Genomic DNA, 20,545 nt, shown 5'->3' with positions numbered 1-20,545 from the left:
TCCTTGACCCCTCCCCGGAGCCCGAACTAACCTTGGGTCATCGGGGACGGGCAGGATCAAGACCATGCCGCTCAGCTCGCCGCGCTTTTCGAACAATGACCGGCTCAGGAAGGCGGCCGAGAACGCGCCGCCCTTGAAGCAGGGCGAGCACGGCCAGGCCGTCGCGATCATCCAGCTCGCCCTGATCGACCTCGGCATGGCGATGCCGAACTCGACCGGCCAGGGCCGCACCCTGCCCGACGGCATCTTCGGCCCGGAGACGGCAAACCGTGTCCGCAGTTTCCAGACGGCCAATGGGCTCGTCGCCGACGCCATCGTCGGGCCGCTGACCATGGCGGCGCTGGAACGCGCCATCATCGCGGTGAGCGCCCTCAACCGGCGCGCCGAAGCTGCCAAGGCGCGCACGCACAGCGCGGCGGTTCGCTAAGTCGACACGCCCGGCTCCGGGCAGCCCCCGGCAAATCAGACAGTCGGATAACCGCAGGAGAAGCCATGGTTGTCGCGATCGCTCCCGGCACTGCCACGATCACCGCCAGCAAGGGCGGCTCGCGCACCGACATCCATGTCGGCACCGAGCACGCCTTGCTTCATTGCACGACCAGCGCACGCCGTGCAGCAGCCGACGAAGCGGCGGGGCACCCCGGCCATACCGGCCCGATGATCACCTGCACCGGCACCGTGCTGATGTCGGGCGATCCGGCCAACCGGCAGGACAAGATCGACCTGATGAGCAATTGGGAGTTCGGGATGATCCTGGTCGCCGACATCGTGGTCTACGAGGCGCATTATGCCGGGCGGATGGCCAATGAAGGCAGCATCGTCGTCAACCTCAAATCCGCCTTCGGCACCAATCCATCGCTGGACGGCGACGGCGACCTGCCGACCGTCGACGAGATGATCTTCGACCCGAGCAATCAGGTCATCACCGACCAGACCACCGGCACCAAGGGCTTCCTGGTGACCTACAAGCTCGGCGACCATCCCAACAACCCGTTTCCCCTGCGCCAGACCAACAGCAAGGTGCCTGCGCCGAACTTCCTGCACACGGCCCGGCGTGACGAAGGCTTCATCGCCTATTTCGTCGCAAGGGAACGCGGCTCGACGGTGCATCATCTGGCGCGGATCGGCTGGCACATCATCTGGCATGGCACGCTGGGCTGGACCTCCCCCACCACCAAGCCGACGGTCGCGATGGTGACCTCACGCATCGATATCGGCCAGCCGACCACCGATGCGGTCGACAACACCGCCTTCCCCAAGTCGGCGGCCATCGCCAAGAACCCACAGCGGCCGACCTGCAACGAGCAGGACGGCACCGCCTTCGACCGGGGCTACGGGGCGGGCGCAAGAGAGCCGGTGCGGACCGAGTCGACCGCACGCCCCAGCAATCTGCCGAGCAACTTCTTCCCGGCGCCGTAGCCCGCCGGCGCGGTCGATCCCTCGCTCAGCGTCCCGCGGCCGGAGCGGCGGCATCCACAGCCGCGGCGGGCACAGCCGGCGCGGTCCAGGACGCCGTCCAGGTTTCGCTGAGCGTGTGCTTCGCCGTCCTCAGGAAGACGCGCAGATCGGTGCTTTCGCCCGGGCGTACGCTGACATCGACGATCGCCCGGAAGCCCTTCGCCGCGAAGTTCGGATCGAGCGTCGCGCTGGCGACGGTGCCGGCCGAGAGCGTCGCGACCACCGAGACGCGCTTGGGATCGGACAGATAGTATTCGAGGTCGCCGGCATTGAAGTCGACGATGAAGCGACGCTTCGCCAACCCTGCCGCCGCGTCGACCTCTTCGCGAGCGGCAATGCTGCTCTGCACCTGCGCCAGCTTATGCAGCGTCTCGGTGGTGGATACGGAGGTGATGCGGTAGTTCAGCTCGGTCGGCTGGCCGGTCGGCAACGGCGTCTTCGGCGTCCAGCAACAGACGATGTTGTCGAATTCCTCGCCTTGGGTCGGGATCTCGATCAGGTCGACGCGGCCCTCGCCCCAATCGCCCGATGGTTCGACCCAGTATCCGGGGCGGGCGTGGTAATGCGCCTCCAGATCCTGGTAGTGGCCGAATTCACGATCGCGCTGGATCAGGCCGAAGCCGCGCGGATTGCGATCGTGGAAGGAGGAGATCGTCAGCGCCTGCGGGTTGCGGATCGGCCGCCAGAGCCACTCCCCGGCGCCGGTCTTCAGCATCAGCCCGTCGGAATCGTGGACCTCCGGGCGGAAATCGGTGCGCTGCTCGCGGTCGCCCTCGCCGGCGAGGAACATCGAGGTCAGCGGCGCGATGCCGATGCGCTCGATCGTCCGGCGCGGCACGATCGTCGCCGTGACGGCGACGCTGGTCTGCTGGCCGGGCGTGACGACATAGCGGAATGCACCGCTGACCGAGGGTGAATCGAGCAGGGCGAAGATGACGAGGTCGACGCTGTCGGGTTTTGGTTTCTCCAGCCAGAGCGCGCGAAAGAACGGAAACTCCTCGGCCTGCTCGCCGCCGACATCGAGGGCGAGCGCGCGCGCCGAGAGGCCATAGCGATGGCCACGCCCGAGGAAGCGGAAATAGCTGGCGCCGAGGAACGAGATCACCTCGTCCTGCACCTTCAGATCGTTCAGTGTCGTGGTGACAGCGAAGCCGGCGAAACCAAGCGAGAGTGGCAGCTTCTGCGGAATCTGGGCCTTGCCGTATTCGAACAGCGCCATGTTGAACGGCAGTGGGATCGCGTTGCCGTCGCTGATCACATAGATCGGCACCGGCTTGTCGTGCAGAAAGCCGAGATGGAACAGGTGCAGGCGGTAGTCCGAACCGCCATCCTGCCAGAGCGCCTTGTCCCTGCGGAACCTGATCTCGCGATAGCTGTCATAGCTCAACGACTTCAGTGCTTCCGGGATGGCGGGAGCGCTCGTGTCGAAGGGGTGGGCCGCGAGCTCGCGAGCCTGACGAACGACATCTTCGTAGCCGAACTTGCCGCGCCCTTGCTCGGCTGGCGTCGTGTTCGGCGCGGCGGCCGGCGGGCGCGCGTCCTGGGCATGGGCAGATGGGGCGAGGCCGATCGCGGCCAGGGCGACCAGCATTGCGCGACGCGACGGCTCGGCCGCGGCTCGTCGCGAATAGTCTCCGAAGGGGGAGCTCTGCGTTCCTGACCGGCTTGTCATCACACTCCGCATTGTCGCTGGCTCGACGGGCCGCGGATGGGCGGCGATCTGCCAACGTCAGGCGGACGGCGTTGTTCCATCGGCGAAGCGGCCGATACGCCATAGAGGTTGCGCGAAAATCATCAACACAACCAGCGATATGCGCAATTGTACTGAAAGTACTGCCAATTCTTCGGTCGGCTTAAGACTAAATCAAATGGAGCGCCGTAACGTCCGGCCATTGCCGCAATCGTGATACTTCGCCGGAATCCGCGCCAATGCTCCAGAACCTCACCCGGATGCCCGCGGAGATGTCCTCCGAATCCCGGCGCAAGCTCCTCAACGCCGTCACCGACCTGTTCCTGCTCGACACCGATCCGAGCGAGGAATCGAAGGAGCATTACGGTGACATCGCGCTGCGCTCGTTGCCGCATCTGGACATGCAGGGGCGCCGCGATTACGCCGATTCCGTCGCCGAGACGGACACCTTGCCGCACCAGGTCGCGGTATCGCTGGCGAACGATACCGACAGCGAGGTCGCGCGGCTCGTCCTCAAGCTCTCGCCGGTTCTGACCGACACCGACCTCGCCGCCATCGCCATCAGCCAGACGCAGGAGCATCTCGCGGCCATCGCCGAGCGCGCTCGCCTGTCGGAAGGTGTCACGGACATCCTGGTCGAGCGCGGCGACTCGACCGTGCTGCGCACGGTGTCCGGCAACGAGGGCGCCCAGTTCTCGGACCAGGGCTTCGACCGGCTGCTGCAGCGGGGCGGCGACGACACGGCGGTGGGCGAAGCGCTGGCACGCCGCTCCGACCTGTCGCCGCAGCGCGCCGAGCGCGTGCTGCGCATCGTCGAGCAGATGTCCGATCCAGCAGCCGAGGCGCGCTCGCATCAGACCGCGATGATGGCGCGGCAGGCCCGGCAGCAGCGTCGCGAGGTCCGGCTGCTGATCGCCGACCTGCAAGCAGGAGAACGCAGCCTCGACGAGGTCGTGACCATGCTGGCGGAGGAGGATCGCGCCTTCCATCTCGCGCAGGTGATCGCGACCCGCGCCGACGTCACCAACGAGCAGGCCCTGCGCGTGCTGATGCAACGCGACGTCAGCGGCATCGCCGTGCTGGCGCGTACGCTCGAACTCGGCAAGGACACCTTCCACGCCGTGCTGCTGCTGCGCGGGCGGCGGCTCTACTTCAAGGCCAAGGACATCGAGGACGACCTCACCAACTATGTCCAGCTCGACCTTGCCACCGCCGAGCGGACGATGCGCTTCCTGCGCCTGAAGACCAAGGTGGCCTGAGTCGACAGAGCATTGCGCCACAAAAGCGCGACAATCCCGCCCTCACCTGCTAAGCCATGAGCATGATCCTGGCCGCAGGCACCGCACGCATGAAGCTTCTTTCGGCTGGTGCCGCCCTGGCGGCGCTGATCGCGATCGGAACTCCGGCGCAGGCGCAGGCCTTCCTGCCGCTCTCCGGCTTCGGCATCCTGCCTTCCTTCGCCTGGTCGCAGCCGACCCTGTCGCCCGGCGGCGTCAAGTGGGAAGGCTCCTATGCCCGCATCTCCAGCGGCTTCCAGGTCACCAGCTCGAAGCATTTCGGCACCTCGGCCGGACCGGTGATCGGGCTGGAAGCCGGCAAGATGTGGCGCGACGGCGATTTCGTCTACGGCATCTCCGGCGCGCTCGAATTCTCCCCGTCCTTCGGCGGCTACGCCAATCCAGGCTTCAACCAGGCGAGCTACACCCGCGACATCGCCGGCATCTTCCAGCTCAAGGCCGGCGTGTTCGCAACGCCCGACGTGCTGCTCTACACCACGGTCGGCCTGGCCGCGGCCAACGAGACCTTCCGCTATGGCGCAACCTCGTTCTCGGCGCCGTTCTCGCGCTCCGACATCGCTGTCAGGCCAGAGGCACGCGCCGGCATCGAATGGGCCGTGACCAACAACATCACGCTCGGACTCGAAGTCGGCGTGGTCGGGTCCGCGATCCGCTGAGGCAGCGATTCAAGGCGCTGCCAGCTTGATTCAAGCGGCTGGCGAGGCGAGTCAGAAAAATTCTCTAAATCCTTGAAATAGAGCCGTTTTCTGGCAAGGCGAAGCGCCGACCCAAGAATCGTGACGAATAGGCCACCGGAGCCTCCTCCGGCCTGAGATGCTCGGGCCGAGCCCCAGCATGACGCTCTCCATCATCCCCCGAACTTGTTGTTCTTCGGGAAGCCCTTGGGCGGCAGGCGGCCGGCTTCGGCGCGGTGGCCTAGCCATTCGAGCAGTTCGGCCTGCGCTACCGTCCAGGTGCGGCCGGACGTGTCGAGCCAGGTCAGCCCGTCCTCCAGCTTGAAGGTCTTGGCGTCGGACAGGCCACCATCCTTGTAGCGCTGCAGCTTGACGCCCTTGCCGCGGCTCATCTCCGCGACCTCGGAGATCGGGAAGCAGAGCAGCTTGCGATTCTGGCCGATGATCGCGACATGGTCGCCCTCGGCCGGCACGACGAGCATCGCCTCGACCGGTGCCTCGATGTTCAGCACCTGCTTGCCCTTGCGGGTGTTGGCGACGACATCGTCGGTCGGCACGACGAAGCCGCGCCCTTCCGTGCTGGCGACCAGAAGCTTCAAACCCGCCTTGTAAGGGAAGGCAGCGACGATCTCGGCGCTCTCCTCCAGCTCGATCATCAGCCGGATCGGGTCGCCGAAGCCGCGCCCGCCGGGCAGCTTCGAGGCCTCCAGCGTGAAGACCTTGCCGTTGGTCGCCATCACCAAGATCTTGGACGTCGTCTCGCTGAAGAAGGCGGTGCGCAGGCCGTCATCGCCCTTGAACGACAGGGTCGAGAGGTCCTGGACATGGCCCTTCAGCGCCCGGATCCAGCCCTTCTTCGAGATCACCACCGTCACCGGCTCGCGCTCGACCATGGCCTGGGTCAGGTCGATATCGGCGGTGTCGGGCATGTCGGCGAAGCTGGTGCGACGCTTGCCGATCGCTGTCTCCGGACCGAACAGCTTCTTCACCTCGCGGATGTCCCAGGAGATGGTCTTCCACTGCTGCGCCTCGGAGGCGAGCAGGCCCTCGACCTGGCCCTTCTCCTGGGTCAGCTCGTCGAACTCGGTCTTGAGCTGCATCTCCTCGAGCTTGCGCAGGGCGCGCAGGCGGGTGTCGAGGATGGCATTGGCCTGCACCTCGTTGAGCGCGAACACCTTCATCAGCTCGATCTTCGGCTCGTCCTCCTCACGGATGATTTTGATCACCCTGTCGAGGTCGAGATAGACGATCAGCAGGCCGGCGAGGATTTCGAGGCGCTTCTCGATCTGGCCGAGGCGGAAGCGCGAACGCCGCTGCAGGACCTCGCGGCGATGGTCGAGCCAGGCCCGCAACGCTTCAGCCAGGCTGAGCACGCGCGGCACCACGCCGCCGGTCAGCACGTTCATGTTCATCGGAATGCGCGCTTCCAGCTCGGAGAGCCTGAAGAGCGATTCCATCATCAGGTTGGCATCGACATTGCGCGCACGCGGCTCGATGACGACGCGGATATCCTCGGCCGACTCGTCGCGCAGGTCGGCGACCAGCGGCAGCTTCCGTTCGTTGAGCAATTCGGCGATCTTCTCGATCAGCCGGCCCTTCGAGACTCCATAGGGAATCTCGGTGACGACGACGAACCAGGTGCCGCGGCCCTGATCCTCGACATGCCAGCGCGCCCTGGTGCGGAAGGCGCCGCGCCCAGTCCGGTAGGTCTCGATCATCGAGGAGCGCGACTCGACGATGATGCCGCCGGTCGGGAAGTCGGGTCCCGGCACGAAGGTCATCAACTGCTCGGAGGTCGTCTCCGGATGCTGGATCAGATAGAGCGCGGCATCGCAGAGCTCGGCGGCGTTGTGCGGCGGGATCGAGGTCGCCATGCCGACCGCGATGCCCTGCGAGCCATTGGCGAGCAGGTTCGGGAAGGCGGCCGGGAGCACCATCGGCTCCTCGTCCTCGCCGTTGTAGGTCTCGCGGAAATCGACCGCGTCCTCCTCGATCCCGTCGAGCAGGAGGCGCGCGACCTCGGTCATGCGCGCTTCGGTGTAGCGGTAGGCGGCGGCGTTATCACCGTCGATATTGCCGAAATTGCCCTGGCCGTCGACGAGCGGGTAGCGCTGGGCGAAGTCCTGGGCGAGGCGCACCAGCGCGTCGTAGACCGACTGGTCGCCATGCGGGTGGAACTTGCCGATGACGTCGCCGACGATGCGGGCGCATTTCTTGTGAACCTGGCCGGGGTCGAGCCGGAGCAGGCGCATGGCGTGCAGGATGCGGCGATGGACGGGCTTCAAGCCATCGCGCGCGTCCGGCAAGGCGCGATGCATGATCGTCGACAGCGCATAGGCGAGATAGCGCTCTTCGAGCGCGCTCTTCAGATCGACGCGTTCGGCTTCCTCCTCCGGAGGCGGCTCGACGGGTTTGCCCATGCTTCTCTACCAACCTAGTTCGACGCGCAGCTCTGTTGGAGCCGACACCGGTCCATACCTCGCAACAACGAGGGAATAAGGGCCCGAATCACTTGATGCAACGATGCAGCCGCGATGCAAGCGACGCAAAGCGCCGGCGCCGGAAAATCAGCGGAAATCAGTGGATTCTCGCCGCCAGCTCCAGCAGCCGCGCCCGCTCCGGCGGCTCCTGCAGGCCGCGTGGCTCATAGAGGTCTCGGCGCAGGAAGAAACCGGTGAGCGCAAAGCCCGCGGCGATCTCGGCCGGGGCCGGCCGGCGCGCGCCCTGCCCCTCGCTGAGGAAGGCCGGCAGGCCGAGGAGCCGATCGAGATAGGGCTCGGCCGCCTTGCGGCTCACCGCCTTGCCTGACTTTGGCGAGACATGGGTGAGGTCCTCGCGCAGCCCGGTGACGGCGCAGCGTTCGAGCGAGAGCCCGTAGCCGAGCTCGGAGAGCATGGCGAGCTCGAAGCGCACCATCAGCGCCGGCGCGATCGCGATCTCGTCGAGATGGGCGAGCAGCACCGAGAGGCCCTCATAAAGGCCGGGATGCGGATCACGCTCGGGCAGCAGGCGCAGGAGCCCTGCGACATTGGCGAGCCCGTAGAGAGCGACCGGCTGCGCCATCAAACGCGCCGCATGCGAGGTCAGGAGCTCGACCTTGTATTCGCCGAGATGCTCGTCGAGGCGGGCCCGCCAGGTCAGCGAGACGAGATTGCCCGGCTGCAGCACCGGCTGCTGCTTGCTGGAACGGCCACCGCGGACGAGGCCGAGATGACGGCCATGGTCACGCGTCATCACCTCCAGGATCACGGCGTTCTCGCCATGACGCCTGACGCCGATGATCGTGCCCTCGTCGCTCCATTCCATGCGGGGAGAGTTAGGGCGAATACGGGTGATGTTTCCAGTGCCCGCAGGCACAACGTTGTCAGCAGAAGCGCGGGATCCCCTCTCCTGGAAGGAGAGGGGTAGGGGTGAGGTGCTCGGACTGAAAACATTGGCCTGAACCCGACCGCGCGGTCGGCGCTCGCGGCACTGGTCCTACGGACTACACCTCACCCTGCCCTCTTCTTCCAGGAGAGGGTTCCCCGCGCCTTCTCCGGCAACTTCTATTCACGCCACGTACTGCGCGATCCCTCCCCCAAACGACCAGTCCTCGCGCTTGACCTCGACGAGGTTGATGAAGATGTCGTCGGGCTTCAGCCCCGGCTCCTTCTGCAGGTTCTCGGCGATGGCCGCATAGAGCGCCTTCTTCTGGCTGACGCCGCGGGTGTTGGCGACATAGAGCTGGATGATCACCAGAGCGTCGCTGCGGTTGAAGCCGAAATAGTTGTTGTCGAAGATGAACTCCTCGGCCTCGTGCTGGTGCACCGCGGCGAAGAGGTCGTTCTCCGGCACCTCGAAGGTCGCGCGCAGGGCACGATAGACACCGTCGACGATGGCGGCGGGATGCGAGGCCGGGCGGCCGCGGCGCATCGAAATCCGGATCAGAGGCATGATGGGCTCCATGAAGCGAGGGGCGGTCTCTGCCGCCGACGTCTTCAACCTAGGCTTGAAATGATAATCTGAAAACAGTATCTTTGATGATATCAATAATCTCGAATTCAGATTTATCATGAGCACCACACTTGATCTCGACGGCGTTGCCGCCTTCCTGCGCGCGGCGGAGTTCAGCAGCTTCACCCGCGCCGCTGAGGCGCTCGGCACAGCGCAGTCGCTGGTCTCGACGCGCATCAAGAAGCTGGAGGAAGCGCTCGGCCAGCTGCTGCTGCAGCGGCATCCGCGGCTCGTCCGGCTGACCGCCGAGGGCGAGCGCTTCCTGCCGGCGGCGCGTGAGCTGATGGCGGCGCATGAGCGGGCGCGGACCTCGTTCCAGCAGGTCCAGGAGCGCATCAGCATCGGGATCAGCGAGCAGGCGGTCGGGGCCGACGCCCCTGCCCTGCTGGCGCGGCTTGCCCGGCACGATCCCTCGCTGGTGATCGGCTTGCGCATCGAGCCCTCGGCAGCGCTCGACACGGCCTTCGAGCGCGGCGAGCTCGATGTCGCAGTGGTGCGCCGGCTCGGACCGGGGCGCACCGGCGAGGTGCTGCGGCGCGATACGTTCAGCTGGTTCGGCGCGCCGTCGCTGACGAAGCCCGACGGGCCGGTGCCGCTGGTCAGCCTGATGCCTGAATGCGGCCTGCGCCGCCACGCCATGGACGCGCTCGACAGCGCCGGCCTGACCTGGCGCGAGGCCTTCATCGGCGGCGGCATGGCGGCGGTGCTGGCGGCGATCGAAGGCGGACTCGGCATCTCGCCGCTGGCCCCCCGGATCGCGCCGCGCGGAGCGGTCGATCTCGGTCCGGGCTGGGGATTGCCGGCGCTGGATACCTTCGACGTCGTGCTGCGCAGCAATGTCGCGACGCCACGCGCCAACGCCTTCGTCAGGGAGCTCGCGGCGGCGTTCCGGACGGGGTGAGCGGGCCGCATCCCGAACCGTCATGCTCGCCCTTGTGGCGAGCATCCATGTCTTGAACACTGCTCTTCCCGAAGGAAGGCGTGGATGGCCGGGACAAGCCCGACCATGACGGGAGTGCTTAAGCCACCACCCTCTCGACCCGGCTGATCACCCGCTTCTCGCGCAGTTCGCTGATGATCGCGCTGAGATGCTTCAGGTCCCAGACCGTCAGGTCGATGGTGACGTCAGTGAAGTCCGGCGTCGGACGGACCATCGAGACGGCGTCGATATTGCCGTCATGCTCGGCGATGGTGGTGGTGATCTGGGCGAGCGAGCCCGGCTCGTTGATCGAGTTGAGCGCGATGCGCGCCGGGAAGCGCTGCGGGCGCTTGTCGTCGAGATCCCAGCGCACATCCAGCCAGCGCTCCGGCTCGTTGTCGAAGGCGGCGAGCGAGGGCGACTGGATCGGATAGATCGTCACCGCCTCGCCCGGCGTCAGGATGCCGACGATGCGATCGCCCGGCACGGCGCCGCCACCCGGCGCGAAGCGCACCGGCAGATCGCCGCCAAGGCCGCGGATCGGGATCGCATCGCTGCCCGGTGTCTCGTTCGGCAGCTTGAACTTGAGGTTCTCGCCCTGGCGCAGTTCGAACCAGCCCTTGCCGGGTGGCGGCGCCTTGGCCTCGCCGGTCGCGCGCTTCTCCGGCTCGAGATCGGGGTAGACCGCCCGCACCACATCGCCGGAGAACATCTCGCCGCGCCCGACGGCTGCGAGCACGTCGTCAACCGCCGTGCGAGCGAGCCGCTTCAGCGCCGCCTTGAGCTTGTCGTCGGTGAAGGGCCGCTCGGCGCGCATGAAGGCGCGCTCGAGGATCTGGCGGCCGAGCCCGGCATATTGCCGGCGCACGGCGACGCGGGTGGCGCGGCGGATGGCGGCGCGCGCCTTGCCGGTGACCACCAGCGATTCCCAGGCGGCCGGTGGGGCCTGGCCCTCGGCGCGGGTGATCTCGACCTCGTCGCCGTTCTGGAGCTCGGTCAATAGCGGCGCGATCCGGCCGTTGATCTTGGCGCCGACCGCGGTGTTGCCGACATCAGTGTGGACCGCATAGGCGAAATCGATCGGCGTCGCGCCGCGCGGCAAGGCGATCAGGCGGCCCTTGGGCGTGAAGCAGAAGACCTGGTCATGGAAGAGTTCGAGCTTGGTGTGCTCGAGGAACTCCTCGGGATTGTCGCCCTCGGCCAGGAGGTCGACGGTGCGGCGCAGCCATTGATAAGCGCGGCTCTCATCGGCGGCGGCGACGACGCCGGCCGTCCGCCCGTCCTTGTAGCGAGCATGGGCGGCAATGCCGAACTCGGCGACGCGGTCCATCCCGTCGGTACGAATCTGCAGTTCGACGCGCTGGCGGCCGGGGCCGACCACGGTGGTGTGCAGCGAGCGGTAGTCGTTCTGCTTCGGCGTCGAGATGTAGTCCTTGTAGCGGCCGGGAACCATCGGCCAGGTCATGTGGACGATGCCGAGCACGCGGTAGCAGTCCTCCGGCTTGTCGACGATCACGCGGAAGCCGAAGATGTCGGAGAGCTGCTCGAAGGAGACGGATTTGCGCTCCATCTTCTTCCAGATCGAATAGGGACGCTTGCGCCGGCCATAGACCTGCGCCTCGATACCGCGCTCGGCGAGCTTGGTCTTGAGATCGCTCTCGATCTCGCCGATGACCTTGCCCTCGCGCTGGGTCACCTCTTCCAGCCGCTTGGTGATGGTCTCATGCGCCTGCGGCTTGATGTGGCGGAAGGCGAGCTCCTCCAGCTCCTCACGCAGCTCCTGCATGCCCATGCGGCCGGCGAGCGGCGCATAGATCTCGATCGTCTCCTCGGCGACGCGCAGGCGCTTTTCCGGCGGCACGTAATGGAGCGTGCGCATGTTGTGCAGCCGGTCGGCAAGCTTGACCAGGAGCACGCGGATATCGTCGACGATGGCGAGCAGGAGCTTGCGGAAGTTCTCGCCCTGCGCCGCCTTCTTCGAGACAAGGTCGAGCTTCTTGATCTTGGTGAGACCGTCGACGAGGCGGCGGATATCGGGCCCGAACAGGGTCTCGATCTCCTCCAGCGTCGCCTCGGTGTCCTCGACGGTGTCGTGCAGGACGGCGGCGACGATGGTGGCGTCGTCGAGCTTCAGCTCGGTCAGGATCGCCGCGACTTCGAGCGGATGGGCGAAGAACGGGTCGCCGGAGGCGCGCTTCTGCGTGCCGTGCGCACGCATGGCGTAGACATAGGCGCGGTTGAGCAGCTCCTCGTCGGTGTTCGGGTTATAGCGCTTGACCCGGTCGACAAGCTCATATTGCCGCATCATGCCCATGCGGGCGCAACTCCACCGCTCAACTCGATTGGATTCGCTTCAATATCAACGATCGCGGCAGGCCGCGGCAAGATCAATCCGTGCGTGGCAGGCATGAAAAAGCCCGGCAGGGCCGGGCTTTAGCAGATATCGTCAACGCTTTCCGACGGTTCAATCTTCGTCGTCGGCGCTCTCGGTCGGCGGGACGAGCCCATCGAGGCCACGCAGCAGATCGTCTTCGCTCATCCGATCGAACTGGACTTCGGAATCGGGGGTGGCGACGTGCGACTGCGAGGTCAGCAGCGGCACGGTGTCGGCCTCCGGCTCGTCGACCTCGACATGCTTCTGCAGCGAGTGGATCAGATCTTCCTTGAGATCCTCGGGGGTGAGCTTCTCGTCGGCGATCTCGCGCAGGGCGACGACCGGGTTCTTGTCGTTGTCGCGCTGGACGAGGATCGAGGAGCCCGAAGCGATCATGCGGGCGCGGTGGCTCGCGAGGAGAACCAGCTCGAAGCGGTTCTCGACCTTGTCGATGCAGTCCTCAACGGTGACGCGAGCCATTCGCGGCTCCTTCTGATCGTGCGCGATGCGATGGAAAGGTTGAACGGCGCTCATACAGGCTGAACGCAGCGGATGCAAGGTTTTGAACCGGCTTGCCGATGGCATCGACGCACCTTGCCTGGATCACGGCGCCGCCACCGCCTTCAGCCGCTGCCGGACGGCCTCGACGTCGGCGCTGGCCATGTTCCGCTCGGTGGCGAACTCGATCGTCAGCCCCCGCGCATGCGGGCGACCAGCTCGTCGACCGGCGGCTCGCGGCGTTCCGTATCGGAGAGAACATAACCGGCCATGGCCGGCAGTTCCTCCGGCCGCTGCTCCAGGAAGCGCATGCGCATCGTCGTGGCCACCGCTTCTCCGAAGGCGATGGCCTCGCGATTCCCGATCGAGGAGAGGAAGGCGATGGTGCTGGCCGAGGCTCCGGCAATCGCGGCGCGGATGATCTGCTGGTCGCGATCGTTGGCGAGGCGCATGGCGAAGACGGTCGAGCATTGCGACAGGATCGTCGCGTCGACCTCGCTGGGCCGCTGCGTCACGACACCGAGATAGGCGCCGTATTTGCGCCCTTCCTTGGCGATGCGGGCGATCGCCTGTCGCGTCGGCGCGAAACCCAGCGCCGGGTCTTGCGGCGCGTAGCGATGCGCCTCCTCGCAGAGCAGCAGGATCTCGTAGCTGCCACGACTCGCCATGGCCAGATCGAAGGCGACCCTTGCCAGGCCGGACGCAACGGCATTCACGACTTCCGAAGGCAGGCCGGCGAGCTGGAACACGGTGATCGGCCGGCCCCGATGCGGCACGCGGAAGATCTGGCTGACCACCGGCGCGATCGTTTCCATGCTGTTGGCATGGGCGAACAGAAAGCCGTAGCGCGGATCATTGTGCAGAGCTTCCAGCCGCACCCGCAGCGAGCGCAGGGCCGAGCGCGGATAGCGCAGCTCGTGCAGCCCGATCAGCTCGTCGATCGCGGCAAAAAGATCGGCGATGCGATAGGGTGTAGCCAGGCCAGTGCCGCCGCCGGAATCCGGCGCCCGGCGCGTGCCGAGATCGAGCGGCCGCTTCAGCACGCTGCTGCCGAGATCGCGGGCCATGTCCTGGGCCGAGACATTGCGATAGCGGGCCCGCGCGACGGCGACGGTCTCGCGCAGGATCTCGGCCTCGTCCTCGAGCGGCGGCCGACCGCGGAAGACGATGTCGGCGAACTCCTCGAAGCGGAAGATCCAGAACGGCAGGTCGAGCGTGCTCGCATCGATCCGCGCCGAATTGTCGGGGAAGGCGTGCGCGTACTCGTTGTGCGGATCGAGGATCAGCACCCGCAGATTCGGCTTTGCCGCGACCGCCTTGCGCAGGATCAATGCGACGGCACTCGACTTGCCGACACCGGTGGTGCCGAGCACGGCGAAATGGCGCGCCAGCAGGCGCTCGATATCGACGCTCGCGGCGACGGCCGCATCCTGGGTCAGGGAGCCGAGGACGACGCCCTTGCGTTGGCCGAGATCATGGACGTGTTCCAGGTCGCGCGAACGAATACGATGCGCCAGCGCACCGATCGGCGGATAGGTCGTGATGCCGCTGTCGAAATGCGCCGTCCCGTTCTCGCCATCGACGACTTCGCCGAGGAGCTCGACCTCGACCGCGATCGTATTGGGTCCCGCCTCGTCCCAGGTCGGCTGCAGCGCGCGCATCTCGTAGACCAGCCCGACGACACGGCTTTTCCCGAGATTGATCGAAAGCAGGCGGCCGATGGCGCAACCGTCATGCGTGTTTGGCGCAGCCTCGGAGGCGCTGGTCGCAATGGTTGCGCGCGAGCCTGAACAGGCGATCACGCGCCCGAGCGCACGGTCGCCCGACTGGTTCACGTCGCGCCGGTCGGGCGCGATCTCGCTTTCGAACTGCCGATGGTTCGCTGGAAGCTGCATGATAGCGCTGAAAACATCTCCGGAAGCTCGCCGAGGCTAATTTCGGAGGCTTAACAATAGCCATGCCGCATTTTTCGCGACCATTTCGGTTAATACACCCATTGCGTGTGCCTATCGATCAAAAATGCTGACGGGGTCGATCACATCCCTTGCCTTGAACCTGCGCGAGGTGGGGCGTAGAGGGCGAAGGACGAGGGGACGACCATCATGCAGAACCGCTTGCGCCTGGGCGTGAACATCGATCATGTCGCGACCGTACGGAACGCGCGCGGCGGCGCCCTGCCCGATCCGGTGCGCGCCGCCCTTCTCGCGGTGGCGGCCGGCGCCGACGGCATCACCGCCCATCTGCGCGAGGATCGGCGCCATATTCGCGACGCCGACATGCAGAGGCTCGCAAGCGAGCTCAGCAAGCCGCTGAATTTCGAGATGGCTGCGACGGCGGAGATGATCGGCCTCGCCGAGAGGTTCAGGCCGCATGCCGCCTGCCTGGTGCCGGAGAAGCGCGAGGAGCGCACCACCGAAGGCGGGCTCGACGTCGTCGGCCAGGCAAATGCCCTCGCCGCTCCGATCGCGCGGCTGAAGGCCGCCGGCTGCCGCGTCTCGCTGTTCATCGAGGCAGACGAGGCGCCGATCGCGATGGCGGTGAAGCTCGGGGCCCCCGTGGTCGAACTCCACACCGGGACCTGGTGCCATGCCGTCGCCGACGGCCATGCCGACAAGGCTGAGGCCGAATTCCAACGCCTCGCCAATGGCGCGGCCTTCGCGGCCTCGCTGGGCCTCGAAGTCCATGCCGGCCATGGGCTCGACTACGATACCGCCCGCAAGCTCGCTAGCGTTCCCGCCTTCGTCGAGTTCAACATCGGCCATTTCCTGATCGGCGAAGCGATCTTCGTCGGGCTGGAGACCGCGATCGCCGTGATGCGGCGGGCGATGGACGAGGGACGCGCCGCCAGCTAGACCGCTGGCATGATCCTCGGCATCGGCTCCGATCTCTGCGACATCCGCCGCATCGAGAATTCGCTCGCCCGCTTCGGCGAGCGCTTCACGCAGCGCATCTTCACGGCTGGCGAGCAGGCCAAGTCCGATCGCCGTGCCACGCGCGCGGCATCGTATGCCCGCCGCTTCGCCGCCAAGGAGGCCTGTTCGAAGGCGCTCGGCACCGGGATACGCTCGGGCGTGTTCTGGCGCGACATGGAAGTGGTGAACCTGCCGAGCGGACGGCCGACCATGCGGCTCACCGGCGGCGCCGCAGCGCGTCTCGCCGAAATGGTACCGCCCGGCCATGAGGCGGTCGTGCATGTCTCGCTGACCGACGATCCGCCGCTGGCACAGGCCTTCGTGGTGATCGAGGCCAGGCCCATACGGGCCTGACCCCGGAAGCGTTTCTTCTTACTCGGCCGGAGCCGGGGTGACGCCGGTGACCTGAGCCTCGGGCTCATCGCTCAGCCAGCGATAGATCACGCCGCCGAGCGCACCGCCGATGATCGGCGCCAGCCAGAACAGCCAGAGCTGCTGGAGCGCCCAGCCACCGACAAAGAGCGCCGGCCCGGTCGAGCGCGCCGGGTTGACCGAGGTGTTGGTCACCGGGATGCTGACGAGGTGGATCAGGCAGAGCCCGAGCCCGATGGCGAGCGGAGCAAAGCCCGCCGGCGCCTTGCCGTGGGTCGCGCCCATGATGATGAACAGGAACATCATGGTCATCACGACTTCGGTCAGGAAGGCCGAGGCCAAGCCGTATTTGCCGGGCGAATGCTCGCCGAAGCCATTGGACGCAAAGCCCTTGGCAAGGTCGAAGCCCGGCGCCCCGACCGCGATGAAGTAGAGCACGGTCGCGGCAATGATCGCGCCGACGACCTGCGCGACGATGTAGGGAACGACCTGCCCCGCCGGGAAGCGTCCGCCCGCCGCGAGGCCGACGGTGACGGCCGGGTTGAGATGGCAGCCGGAGATGTGGCCGATCGCATAGGCCATCGTGACGACGGTCAGGCCGAACGCGAGAGAAACACCAAGCAACCCGATTCCGACCTGCGGAAAGCCCGCCGCGATGACGGCGCTGCCACAGCCGGCGAAGGTCAGCCAGAAAGTACCGATGGCCTCCGCGACATATTTCTTCGTGCTCATGTCGATTCGCCCTTTGGTTGCGGTCACAGGACTGTGATCGCGGGGCAACCCAGCGTCAATCTGGCGCAGATGCGGGGCTGATCAGCACTGGCGGAACGCGGCGAGGCCGTCTGCGCCGGCCCGTGCGAACACTCGTTCGCCATCGGCCGGGCCACGTAAGGACCGACCCCGGCATCGCTCGCAGGTTCGCCCTGCGCCGCAGGCACCGCCGGAGGCTTTTCGCCGCCGGTTCGAAGGGGTATCGGCACGGCGCGCCTTCGGCCGCTGCAACGGCCTTCCGCCCCTCCCATATCGCGACTGCGTTGTCCGGAGCCCGATAGTCGGCTAGACCGCGCACTCGAACCGTAGCCAGCAGGAGGCCCGTGTGGCCAACGACGCCGAGATCAAGAGCAAGACCAAGGACGAAGGCGGCATCCTCGAGACGATCAAGGTCGTCGTCCAGGCGCTGCTGATCGCCCTGGTGATCCGGACCCTGCTGTTCCAGCCCTTCAACATCCCGTCCGGCTCGCTGATCCCGACGCTGCTGATCGGCGACTATCTGTTCGTCTCGAAATACACCTACGGCTATTCCAAGCACTCGATGCCGTTCAGCCCGCCGCTGTTCCAGGGCCGGGTCTGGGCCGCCGAACCGAAGCGCGGCGACATCGCCGTGTTCAAGCTGCCGAGCGACAACTCGACCGACTACATCAAGCGCGTCATCGGCCTGCCCGGCGACCGCATCCAGATGATCGACGGCGTGCTGCACATCAACAACCAGCCGGTGAAGCGCGAGCGCATCGCCGACTTCGTCACCACCGACGCCTGGGGCCGCGCCGCGAACGCGATCCAGTACCGCGAGACCCTGCCGAACGGGGTCAGCCACAACATCATCGAGCGCGAGGGCGATACCGGCACCTTCGACAATACGCCGGTCTTCCGCGTGCCCGACGGCCATTTCTTCATGATGGGCGACAATCGCGACAACTCGCTCGACTCGCGCGACCGCAGCGTCGGCTATGTGCCGTTCGAGAACTTCGTCGGCCGCGCCGAGATCATCTTCTTCTCGATCGACGAAGGCGCGTCGGCCTGGCGCATCTGGGAATGGCCCTGGACGGTACGCTGGAACCGCATGTTCTCGACGATCAAGTGAGCAAGACCACCGATAGCGGCCGCAAGCTGCCTGAGCTCTCGCGGCTCGAGGACAGGCTCGGCCACCGCTTCCGCGACCGCAGCCTGCTGGAGACGGCGCTCACGCATATGAGCGCCGATGCGCGCCGGATCGCGAGCTATCAGCGGCTCGAATTTTTGGGCGACCGCGTGCTCGGCCTCTCGGTCGCTGACATGCTGTTCACCACCTATCCGCAGGCCGAGGAAGGCGACATGTCGCGCCGCCTCGCAGACCTCGTGCGCAAGGAAACCTGCGCTGCGGTCGCGACCGCCTGGGATGTCGGGCCGCATCTGCGCCTCGGCGAGGGCGAGATCCTCTCGGGCGCACGCAAGAACAAGGCGATCCTGGCCGATGCCTGCGAGGCGATCATCGGTGCGGTCTTCATTGACGGCGGCTATGATGCCGCGCGCAAGCTGGTCGAAGCCGGCTTCGGCGAGCGGCTGCTGAAGCCGGTGACGCCGCTCCGTGACGCCAAGACGGCGCTGCAGGAATGGGCGCAAGGCCAGGGTCACCCGACGCCGACCTATGCCGAGCGTGGCCGTTCCGGTCCGGATCATGCGCCGATCTTCCGCATCGCCGTGCGGATCGGCACATTGGTCGAGGCGGAAGCCGAGGGCCGCTCGAAGCGGCTGGCCGAGCAGGCGGCGGCCGAAGCCTTCCTGCGCCGGCAGGGATTGTGGAACGAAGGAGCGGAGGCGGACCATGGCTGAGAGCGACCAGCAGACCCGCTGCGGCTTCGTCGCGCTGATCGGCGCGCCCAATGCCGGCAAGTCGACGCTGCTCAACCAGCTCGTCGGCGCCAAGATCTCGATCGTCTCGCGCAAGGTGCAGACGACGCGCACGCAGGTGCGCGGCATCGCCCTGTCCGGCCCGACGCAGATCATCTTCGTCGACACGCCCGGCATCTTCGCGCCCAAGCGCCGGCTCGACCGCGCCATGGTGACGAGCGCCTGGGGCGGAGCGACCGATGCCGACCTGATCGGCGTGCTGATCGATGTCGGCCGCTTCGACCATGAGGAGAACACCGCGCTGCTGGAGAGGCTGGCCCAGCTGAAGCAACCGAAGTTCCTGATCCTCAACAAGATCGACACGATCCCGAAGGAGAAGCTGCTCGCCATCACCGCGGCGATGAACGAGCAGGCCAAGTTCGAGACGACCTTCATGGTCGCGGCGCTGACCGGCTACGGCGTCAAGGATATCCTCAGCTGGCTGGAGACCCGGCTGAAGCCCGGCCCATGGCTCTATCCCGAAGACCAGATCTCGGATGCGCCGCTGCGCTTCCTCGCCGCCGAGATCACCCGCGAGAAGATCTTCGAGCGCCTGCACGACGAGTTGCCCTACCGCTCCACCGTCGAGACCGAGAGCTGGCAGCAGCGCCCGGACGGCTCGGTCCGGATCGAGCAGACGATCTATGTCGAGCGCGAGGGCCAGCGGAAGATCGTGCTCGGCGAAGGCGGCCAGACGATCAAGGCGATCGGCCAGAAGGCCCGCATCGAGATCGCCGAGGCGGCCGAAGCGAAGGTCCACCTCTTCCTGTTCGTCAAAGTCCGCGAGAACTGGAGCGACGATCCGGAGCGCTATCGCGAGATGGGGCTCGATTTTCCAAAAAGCTGAATACATGCGACATCGCACGCGAAACTGGTAAAATTTGACCGCAATCTTGCGCGGTACGCCGCATTCACCACATAAACGCCGAAGGACCGCTCGATTTGGAGCGTAAGCCTGACATTATTCAACCTTGATCCGTGCCGATTCTTATTGATCGACCGTATTTGAGCCAGGAGCCATTACATGGCAGGTGAACCGCGCATCGCGCTCTTCATCGACGGAGCTAACCTCTATGCAACGTCGAAGCAGCTCGGCTTCGACATGGACTACCGGCGTTTGCTCAAGGAATTCCAGGGCCGCGGCAACCTGATCCGGGCCTTCTACTTCACGACACTCGTGGAAAGCGAAGAATACACCTCGATCCGCCCGCTGGTCGACTGGCTCGACTATAACGGCTACCGGGTCATCACCAAGGCGGCGAAAGAGTTCACCGACGCGACCGGCCGCCGGCGCGTCAAGGGCAACATGGATATCGAGCTCGCCATCGAGATGCTCGAGCTCGCCCCCCATCTCGACCACATCTACCTGTTCTCCGGCGACGGCGATTTCCGCCCGCTGGTCGAGGCGGTGCAGCGCAAGGGCGTCAAGGTCTCGGTGGTCTCGACCATCAACACCAACCCGCCCATGGTCGCCGACGATCTGCGCCGGCAATGCGACGAGTTCGTCGAGCTCGCCAGCCTGATGCAGAAGGTCGGGCGCGACCCGGCCGAGCGCGCCGCGCGCGCACCAGGACAGGGCAATCCTGGCCTGGAGCGCCGCTACGGCATCCGCCAGGGCGACGAGCCGCCCGAGGGCTGAACCAGCCCCCTCCCTCATGCGTTGTTGACGAATGGACAGGCGGCTTGGCGTCGACGGCACTTGACCGCGACC

19 protein-coding genes are annotated in these 20,545 nt (G+C 66.3%); 11 read left to right on the top strand and 8 right to left on the bottom strand.

Annotated elements, in window-relative coordinates; all coding sequences use genetic code 11:
* Positions 1 to 64 precede the first annotated feature (64 nt).
* Together ACWIGM_RS29590 and ACWIGM_RS29585 are read left to right on the top strand one after the other, a co-directional pair.
* Positions 65 to 427, top strand: a complete 363-nt coding sequence (locus ACWIGM_RS29590) for a peptidoglycan-binding domain-containing protein (RefSeq protein WP_454029563.1) — start codon at positions 65 to 67, stop codon at positions 425 to 427.
* A gap of 65 nt (positions 428 to 492) precedes the next feature.
* On the top strand, positions 493 to 1,419 hold the full coding sequence (locus ACWIGM_RS29585; RefSeq protein ID WP_454029562.1) for a hypothetical protein: 927 nt from the start codon (positions 493 to 495) through the stop codon (positions 1,417 to 1,419).
* A gap of 25 nt (positions 1,420 to 1,444) precedes the next feature.
* Here ACWIGM_RS29585 and ACWIGM_RS29580 read toward each other — a convergent pair whose 3' ends face one another.
* Complete coding sequence (locus ACWIGM_RS29580; protein ID WP_454029561.1) at positions 1,445 to 3,049, bottom strand: OpgD/OpgG family glucan biosynthesis protein; 1,605 nt, start codon at positions 3,047 to 3,049, stop codon at positions 1,445 to 1,447.
* Positions 3,050 to 3,420: 371 nt separating this feature from the next.
* Between ACWIGM_RS29580 and ACWIGM_RS29575 the strand changes: the two genes are divergently transcribed.
* Entirely contained in the window at positions 3,421 to 4,407 is a 987-nt protein-coding gene (locus ACWIGM_RS29575) for a DUF2336 domain-containing protein (protein ID WP_454029560.1), read from the top strand.
* Positions 4,408 to 4,496: 89 nt separating this feature from the next.
* Entirely contained in the window at positions 4,497 to 5,102 is a 606-nt protein-coding gene (locus ACWIGM_RS29570; RefSeq protein ID WP_454029559.1) for an outer membrane protein, read from the top strand.
* 191 nt (positions 5,103 to 5,293) lie between these two features.
* Here the strand turns inward: ACWIGM_RS29570 and parC are convergent, their stop codons facing one another.
* From parC to ACWIGM_RS29555, 3 genes are all read right to left on the bottom strand, one after another.
* Positions 5,294 to 7,540, bottom strand: a complete 2,247-nt coding sequence (gene parC / locus ACWIGM_RS29565; protein ID WP_454029558.1) for a DNA topoisomerase IV subunit A — start codon at positions 7,538 to 7,540, stop codon at positions 5,294 to 5,296.
* Positions 7,541 to 7,697: 157 nt separating this feature from the next.
* The gene (gene recO, locus ACWIGM_RS29560; RefSeq protein ID WP_454029557.1) at positions 7,698 to 8,426 is read right to left on the bottom strand and encodes a DNA repair protein RecO; all 729 of its coding nucleotides are present in this window, start codon (positions 8,424 to 8,426) and stop codon (positions 7,698 to 7,700) included.
* 243 nt (positions 8,427 to 8,669) lie between these two features.
* The gene (locus tag ACWIGM_RS29555; RefSeq protein WP_454029556.1) at positions 8,670 to 9,053 is read right to left on the bottom strand and encodes a tautomerase family protein; all 384 of its coding nucleotides are present in this window, start codon (positions 9,051 to 9,053) and stop codon (positions 8,670 to 8,672) included.
* Between the two features lie 118 nt (positions 9,054 to 9,171).
* On the opposite strand from ACWIGM_RS29555, the gene ACWIGM_RS29550 reads away from it, so the two are divergent.
* Positions 9,172 to 10,014 carry a LysR substrate-binding domain-containing protein gene (locus ACWIGM_RS29550; RefSeq protein ID WP_454029555.1) on the top strand — a complete coding sequence of 281 codons (843 nt, stop codon included), beginning with the start codon at positions 9,172 to 9,174 and terminating at the stop codon, positions 10,012 to 10,014.
* Positions 10,015 to 10,132: 118 nt separating this feature from the next.
* Here ACWIGM_RS29550 and ACWIGM_RS29545 read toward each other — a convergent pair whose 3' ends face one another.
* The 3 genes from ACWIGM_RS29545 to ACWIGM_RS29535 all read right to left on the bottom strand — a co-directional run bounded on the left by ACWIGM_RS29545 (position 10,133) and on the right by ACWIGM_RS29535 (position 14,799).
* Positions 10,133 to 12,340 carry a RelA/SpoT family protein gene (locus ACWIGM_RS29545; protein WP_454029670.1) on the bottom strand — a complete coding sequence of 736 codons (2,208 nt, stop codon included), beginning with the start codon at positions 12,338 to 12,340 and terminating at the stop codon, positions 10,133 to 10,135.
* Positions 12,341 to 12,496: 156 nt separating this feature from the next.
* The gene (gene rpoZ, locus ACWIGM_RS29540) at positions 12,497 to 12,886 is read right to left on the bottom strand and encodes a DNA-directed RNA polymerase subunit omega (protein ID WP_057192190.1); all 390 of its coding nucleotides are present in this window, start codon (positions 12,884 to 12,886) and stop codon (positions 12,497 to 12,499) included.
* A 209-nt stretch (positions 12,887 to 13,095) separates the two neighbouring features.
* On the bottom strand, positions 13,096 to 14,799 hold the full coding sequence (locus ACWIGM_RS29535) for an ATP-binding protein (protein WP_454029554.1): 1,704 nt from the start codon (positions 14,797 to 14,799) through the stop codon (positions 13,096 to 13,098).
* Between the two features lie 204 nt (positions 14,800 to 15,003).
* Between ACWIGM_RS29535 and ACWIGM_RS29530 the strand changes: the two genes are divergently transcribed.
* Together ACWIGM_RS29530 and acpS are read left to right on the top strand one after the other, a co-directional pair.
* On the top strand, positions 15,004 to 15,756 hold the full coding sequence (locus ACWIGM_RS29530; RefSeq protein ID WP_454029669.1) for a pyridoxine 5'-phosphate synthase: 753 nt from the start codon (positions 15,004 to 15,006) through the stop codon (positions 15,754 to 15,756).
* A 9-nt stretch (positions 15,757 to 15,765) separates the two neighbouring features.
* Positions 15,766 to 16,170, top strand: coding sequence for a holo-ACP synthase (gene acpS, locus ACWIGM_RS29525; protein ID WP_454029553.1), 405 nt, complete (start codon positions 15,766 to 15,768; stop codon positions 16,168 to 16,170).
* Between the two features lie 18 nt (positions 16,171 to 16,188).
* On the opposite strand, the gene aqpZ is transcribed toward acpS, so the two are convergent.
* Positions 16,189 to 16,920: an aquaporin Z gene (gene aqpZ / locus ACWIGM_RS29520; RefSeq protein WP_454029552.1), complete on the bottom strand. Its 732-nt coding sequence runs from the start codon at positions 16,918 to 16,920 to the stop codon at positions 16,189 to 16,191.
* 364 nt (positions 16,921 to 17,284) lie between these two features.
* On the opposite strand from aqpZ, the gene lepB reads away from it, so the two are divergent.
* The 4 genes from lepB (at position 17,285) to ACWIGM_RS29500 (ending at position 20,473) form a co-directional block, all read left to right on the top strand.
* Positions 17,285 to 18,049, top strand: a complete 765-nt coding sequence (gene lepB, locus ACWIGM_RS29515) for a signal peptidase I (RefSeq protein WP_454029551.1) — start codon at positions 17,285 to 17,287, stop codon at positions 18,047 to 18,049.
* Complete coding sequence (gene rnc / locus ACWIGM_RS29510; protein ID WP_454029550.1) at positions 18,046 to 18,777, top strand: ribonuclease III; 732 nt, start codon at positions 18,046 to 18,048, stop codon at positions 18,775 to 18,777. The genes lepB and rnc overlap by 4 nt, the downstream gene beginning before the upstream one ends.
* Positions 18,770 to 19,681 carry a GTPase Era gene (gene era / locus ACWIGM_RS29505; RefSeq protein ID WP_454029549.1) on the top strand — a complete coding sequence of 304 codons (912 nt, stop codon included), beginning with the start codon at positions 18,770 to 18,772 and terminating at the stop codon, positions 19,679 to 19,681. Before rnc ends, era begins: the two co-directional genes overlap by 8 nt.
* A gap of 177 nt (positions 19,682 to 19,858) precedes the next feature.
* Entirely contained in the window at positions 19,859 to 20,473 is a 615-nt protein-coding gene (locus ACWIGM_RS29500; protein ID WP_454029548.1) for a LabA-like NYN domain-containing protein, read from the top strand.
* Positions 20,474 to 20,545 lie beyond the last annotated feature (72 nt).

It is taken from the genome of Allobosea sp. NPDC055332 (assembly GCF_053645455.1).
This window is presented reverse-complemented; position numbering and strand designations above follow the sequence as displayed.

What these genes read in the sequence shown, in the direction of transcription:
- ACWIGM_RS29590 (WP_454029563.1), top strand. Translation starts at nt 65, where the DNA reads ATGCCGCTCAGCTCGCCGCGCTTTTCGAACAATGACCGGCTCAGGAAG.
- ACWIGM_RS29575 (WP_454029560.1), top strand. Translation starts at nt 3,421, where the DNA reads ATGTCCTCCGAATCCCGGCGCAAGCTCCTCAACGCCGTCACCGACCTG.
- ACWIGM_RS29550 (WP_454029555.1), top strand. Translation starts at nt 9,172, where the DNA reads ATGAGCACCACACTTGATCTCGACGGCGTTGCCGCCTTCCTGCGCGCG.
- parC (WP_454029558.1), bottom strand. Translation starts at nt 7,540, where the DNA reads ATGGGCAAACCCGTCGAGCCGCCTCCGGAGGAGGAAGCCGAACGCGTC.
- ACWIGM_RS29545 (WP_454029670.1), bottom strand. Translation starts at nt 12,340, where the DNA reads ATGATGCGGCAATATGAGCTTGTCGACCGGGTCAAGCGCTATAACCCG.
- era (WP_454029549.1), top strand. Translation starts at nt 18,770, where the DNA reads ATGGCTGAGAGCGACCAGCAGACCCGCTGCGGCTTCGTCGCGCTGATC.
- aqpZ (WP_454029552.1), bottom strand. Translation starts at nt 16,920, where the DNA reads ATGAGCACGAAGAAATATGTCGCGGAGGCCATCGGTACTTTCTGGCTG.
- rpoZ (WP_057192190.1), bottom strand. Translation starts at nt 12,886, where the DNA reads ATGGCTCGCGTCACCGTTGAGGACTGCATCGACAAGGTCGAGAACCGC.
- ACWIGM_RS29500 (WP_454029548.1), top strand. Translation starts at nt 19,859, where the DNA reads ATGGCAGGTGAACCGCGCATCGCGCTCTTCATCGACGGAGCTAACCTC.
- ACWIGM_RS29555 (WP_454029556.1), bottom strand. Translation starts at nt 9,053, where the DNA reads ATGCCTCTGATCCGGATTTCGATGCGCCGCGGCCGCCCGGCCTCGCAT.
- ACWIGM_RS29570 (WP_454029559.1), top strand. Translation starts at nt 4,497, where the DNA reads ATGAAGCTTCTTTCGGCTGGTGCCGCCCTGGCGGCGCTGATCGCGATC.
- acpS (WP_454029553.1), top strand. Translation starts at nt 15,766, where the DNA reads ATGATCCTCGGCATCGGCTCCGATCTCTGCGACATCCGCCGCATCGAG.
- recO (WP_454029557.1), bottom strand. Translation starts at nt 8,426, where the DNA reads ATGGAATGGAGCGACGAGGGCACGATCATCGGCGTCAGGCGTCATGGC.
- ACWIGM_RS29585 (WP_454029562.1), top strand. Translation starts at nt 493, where the DNA reads ATGGTTGTCGCGATCGCTCCCGGCACTGCCACGATCACCGCCAGCAAG.
- ACWIGM_RS29580 (WP_454029561.1), bottom strand. Translation starts at nt 3,049, where the DNA reads ATGCTGGTCGCCCTGGCCGCGATCGGCCTCGCCCCATCTGCCCATGCC.
- ACWIGM_RS29535 (WP_454029554.1), bottom strand. Translation starts at nt 14,799, where the DNA reads ATGCAGCTTCCAGCGAACCATCGGCAGTTCGAAAGCGAGATCGCGCCC.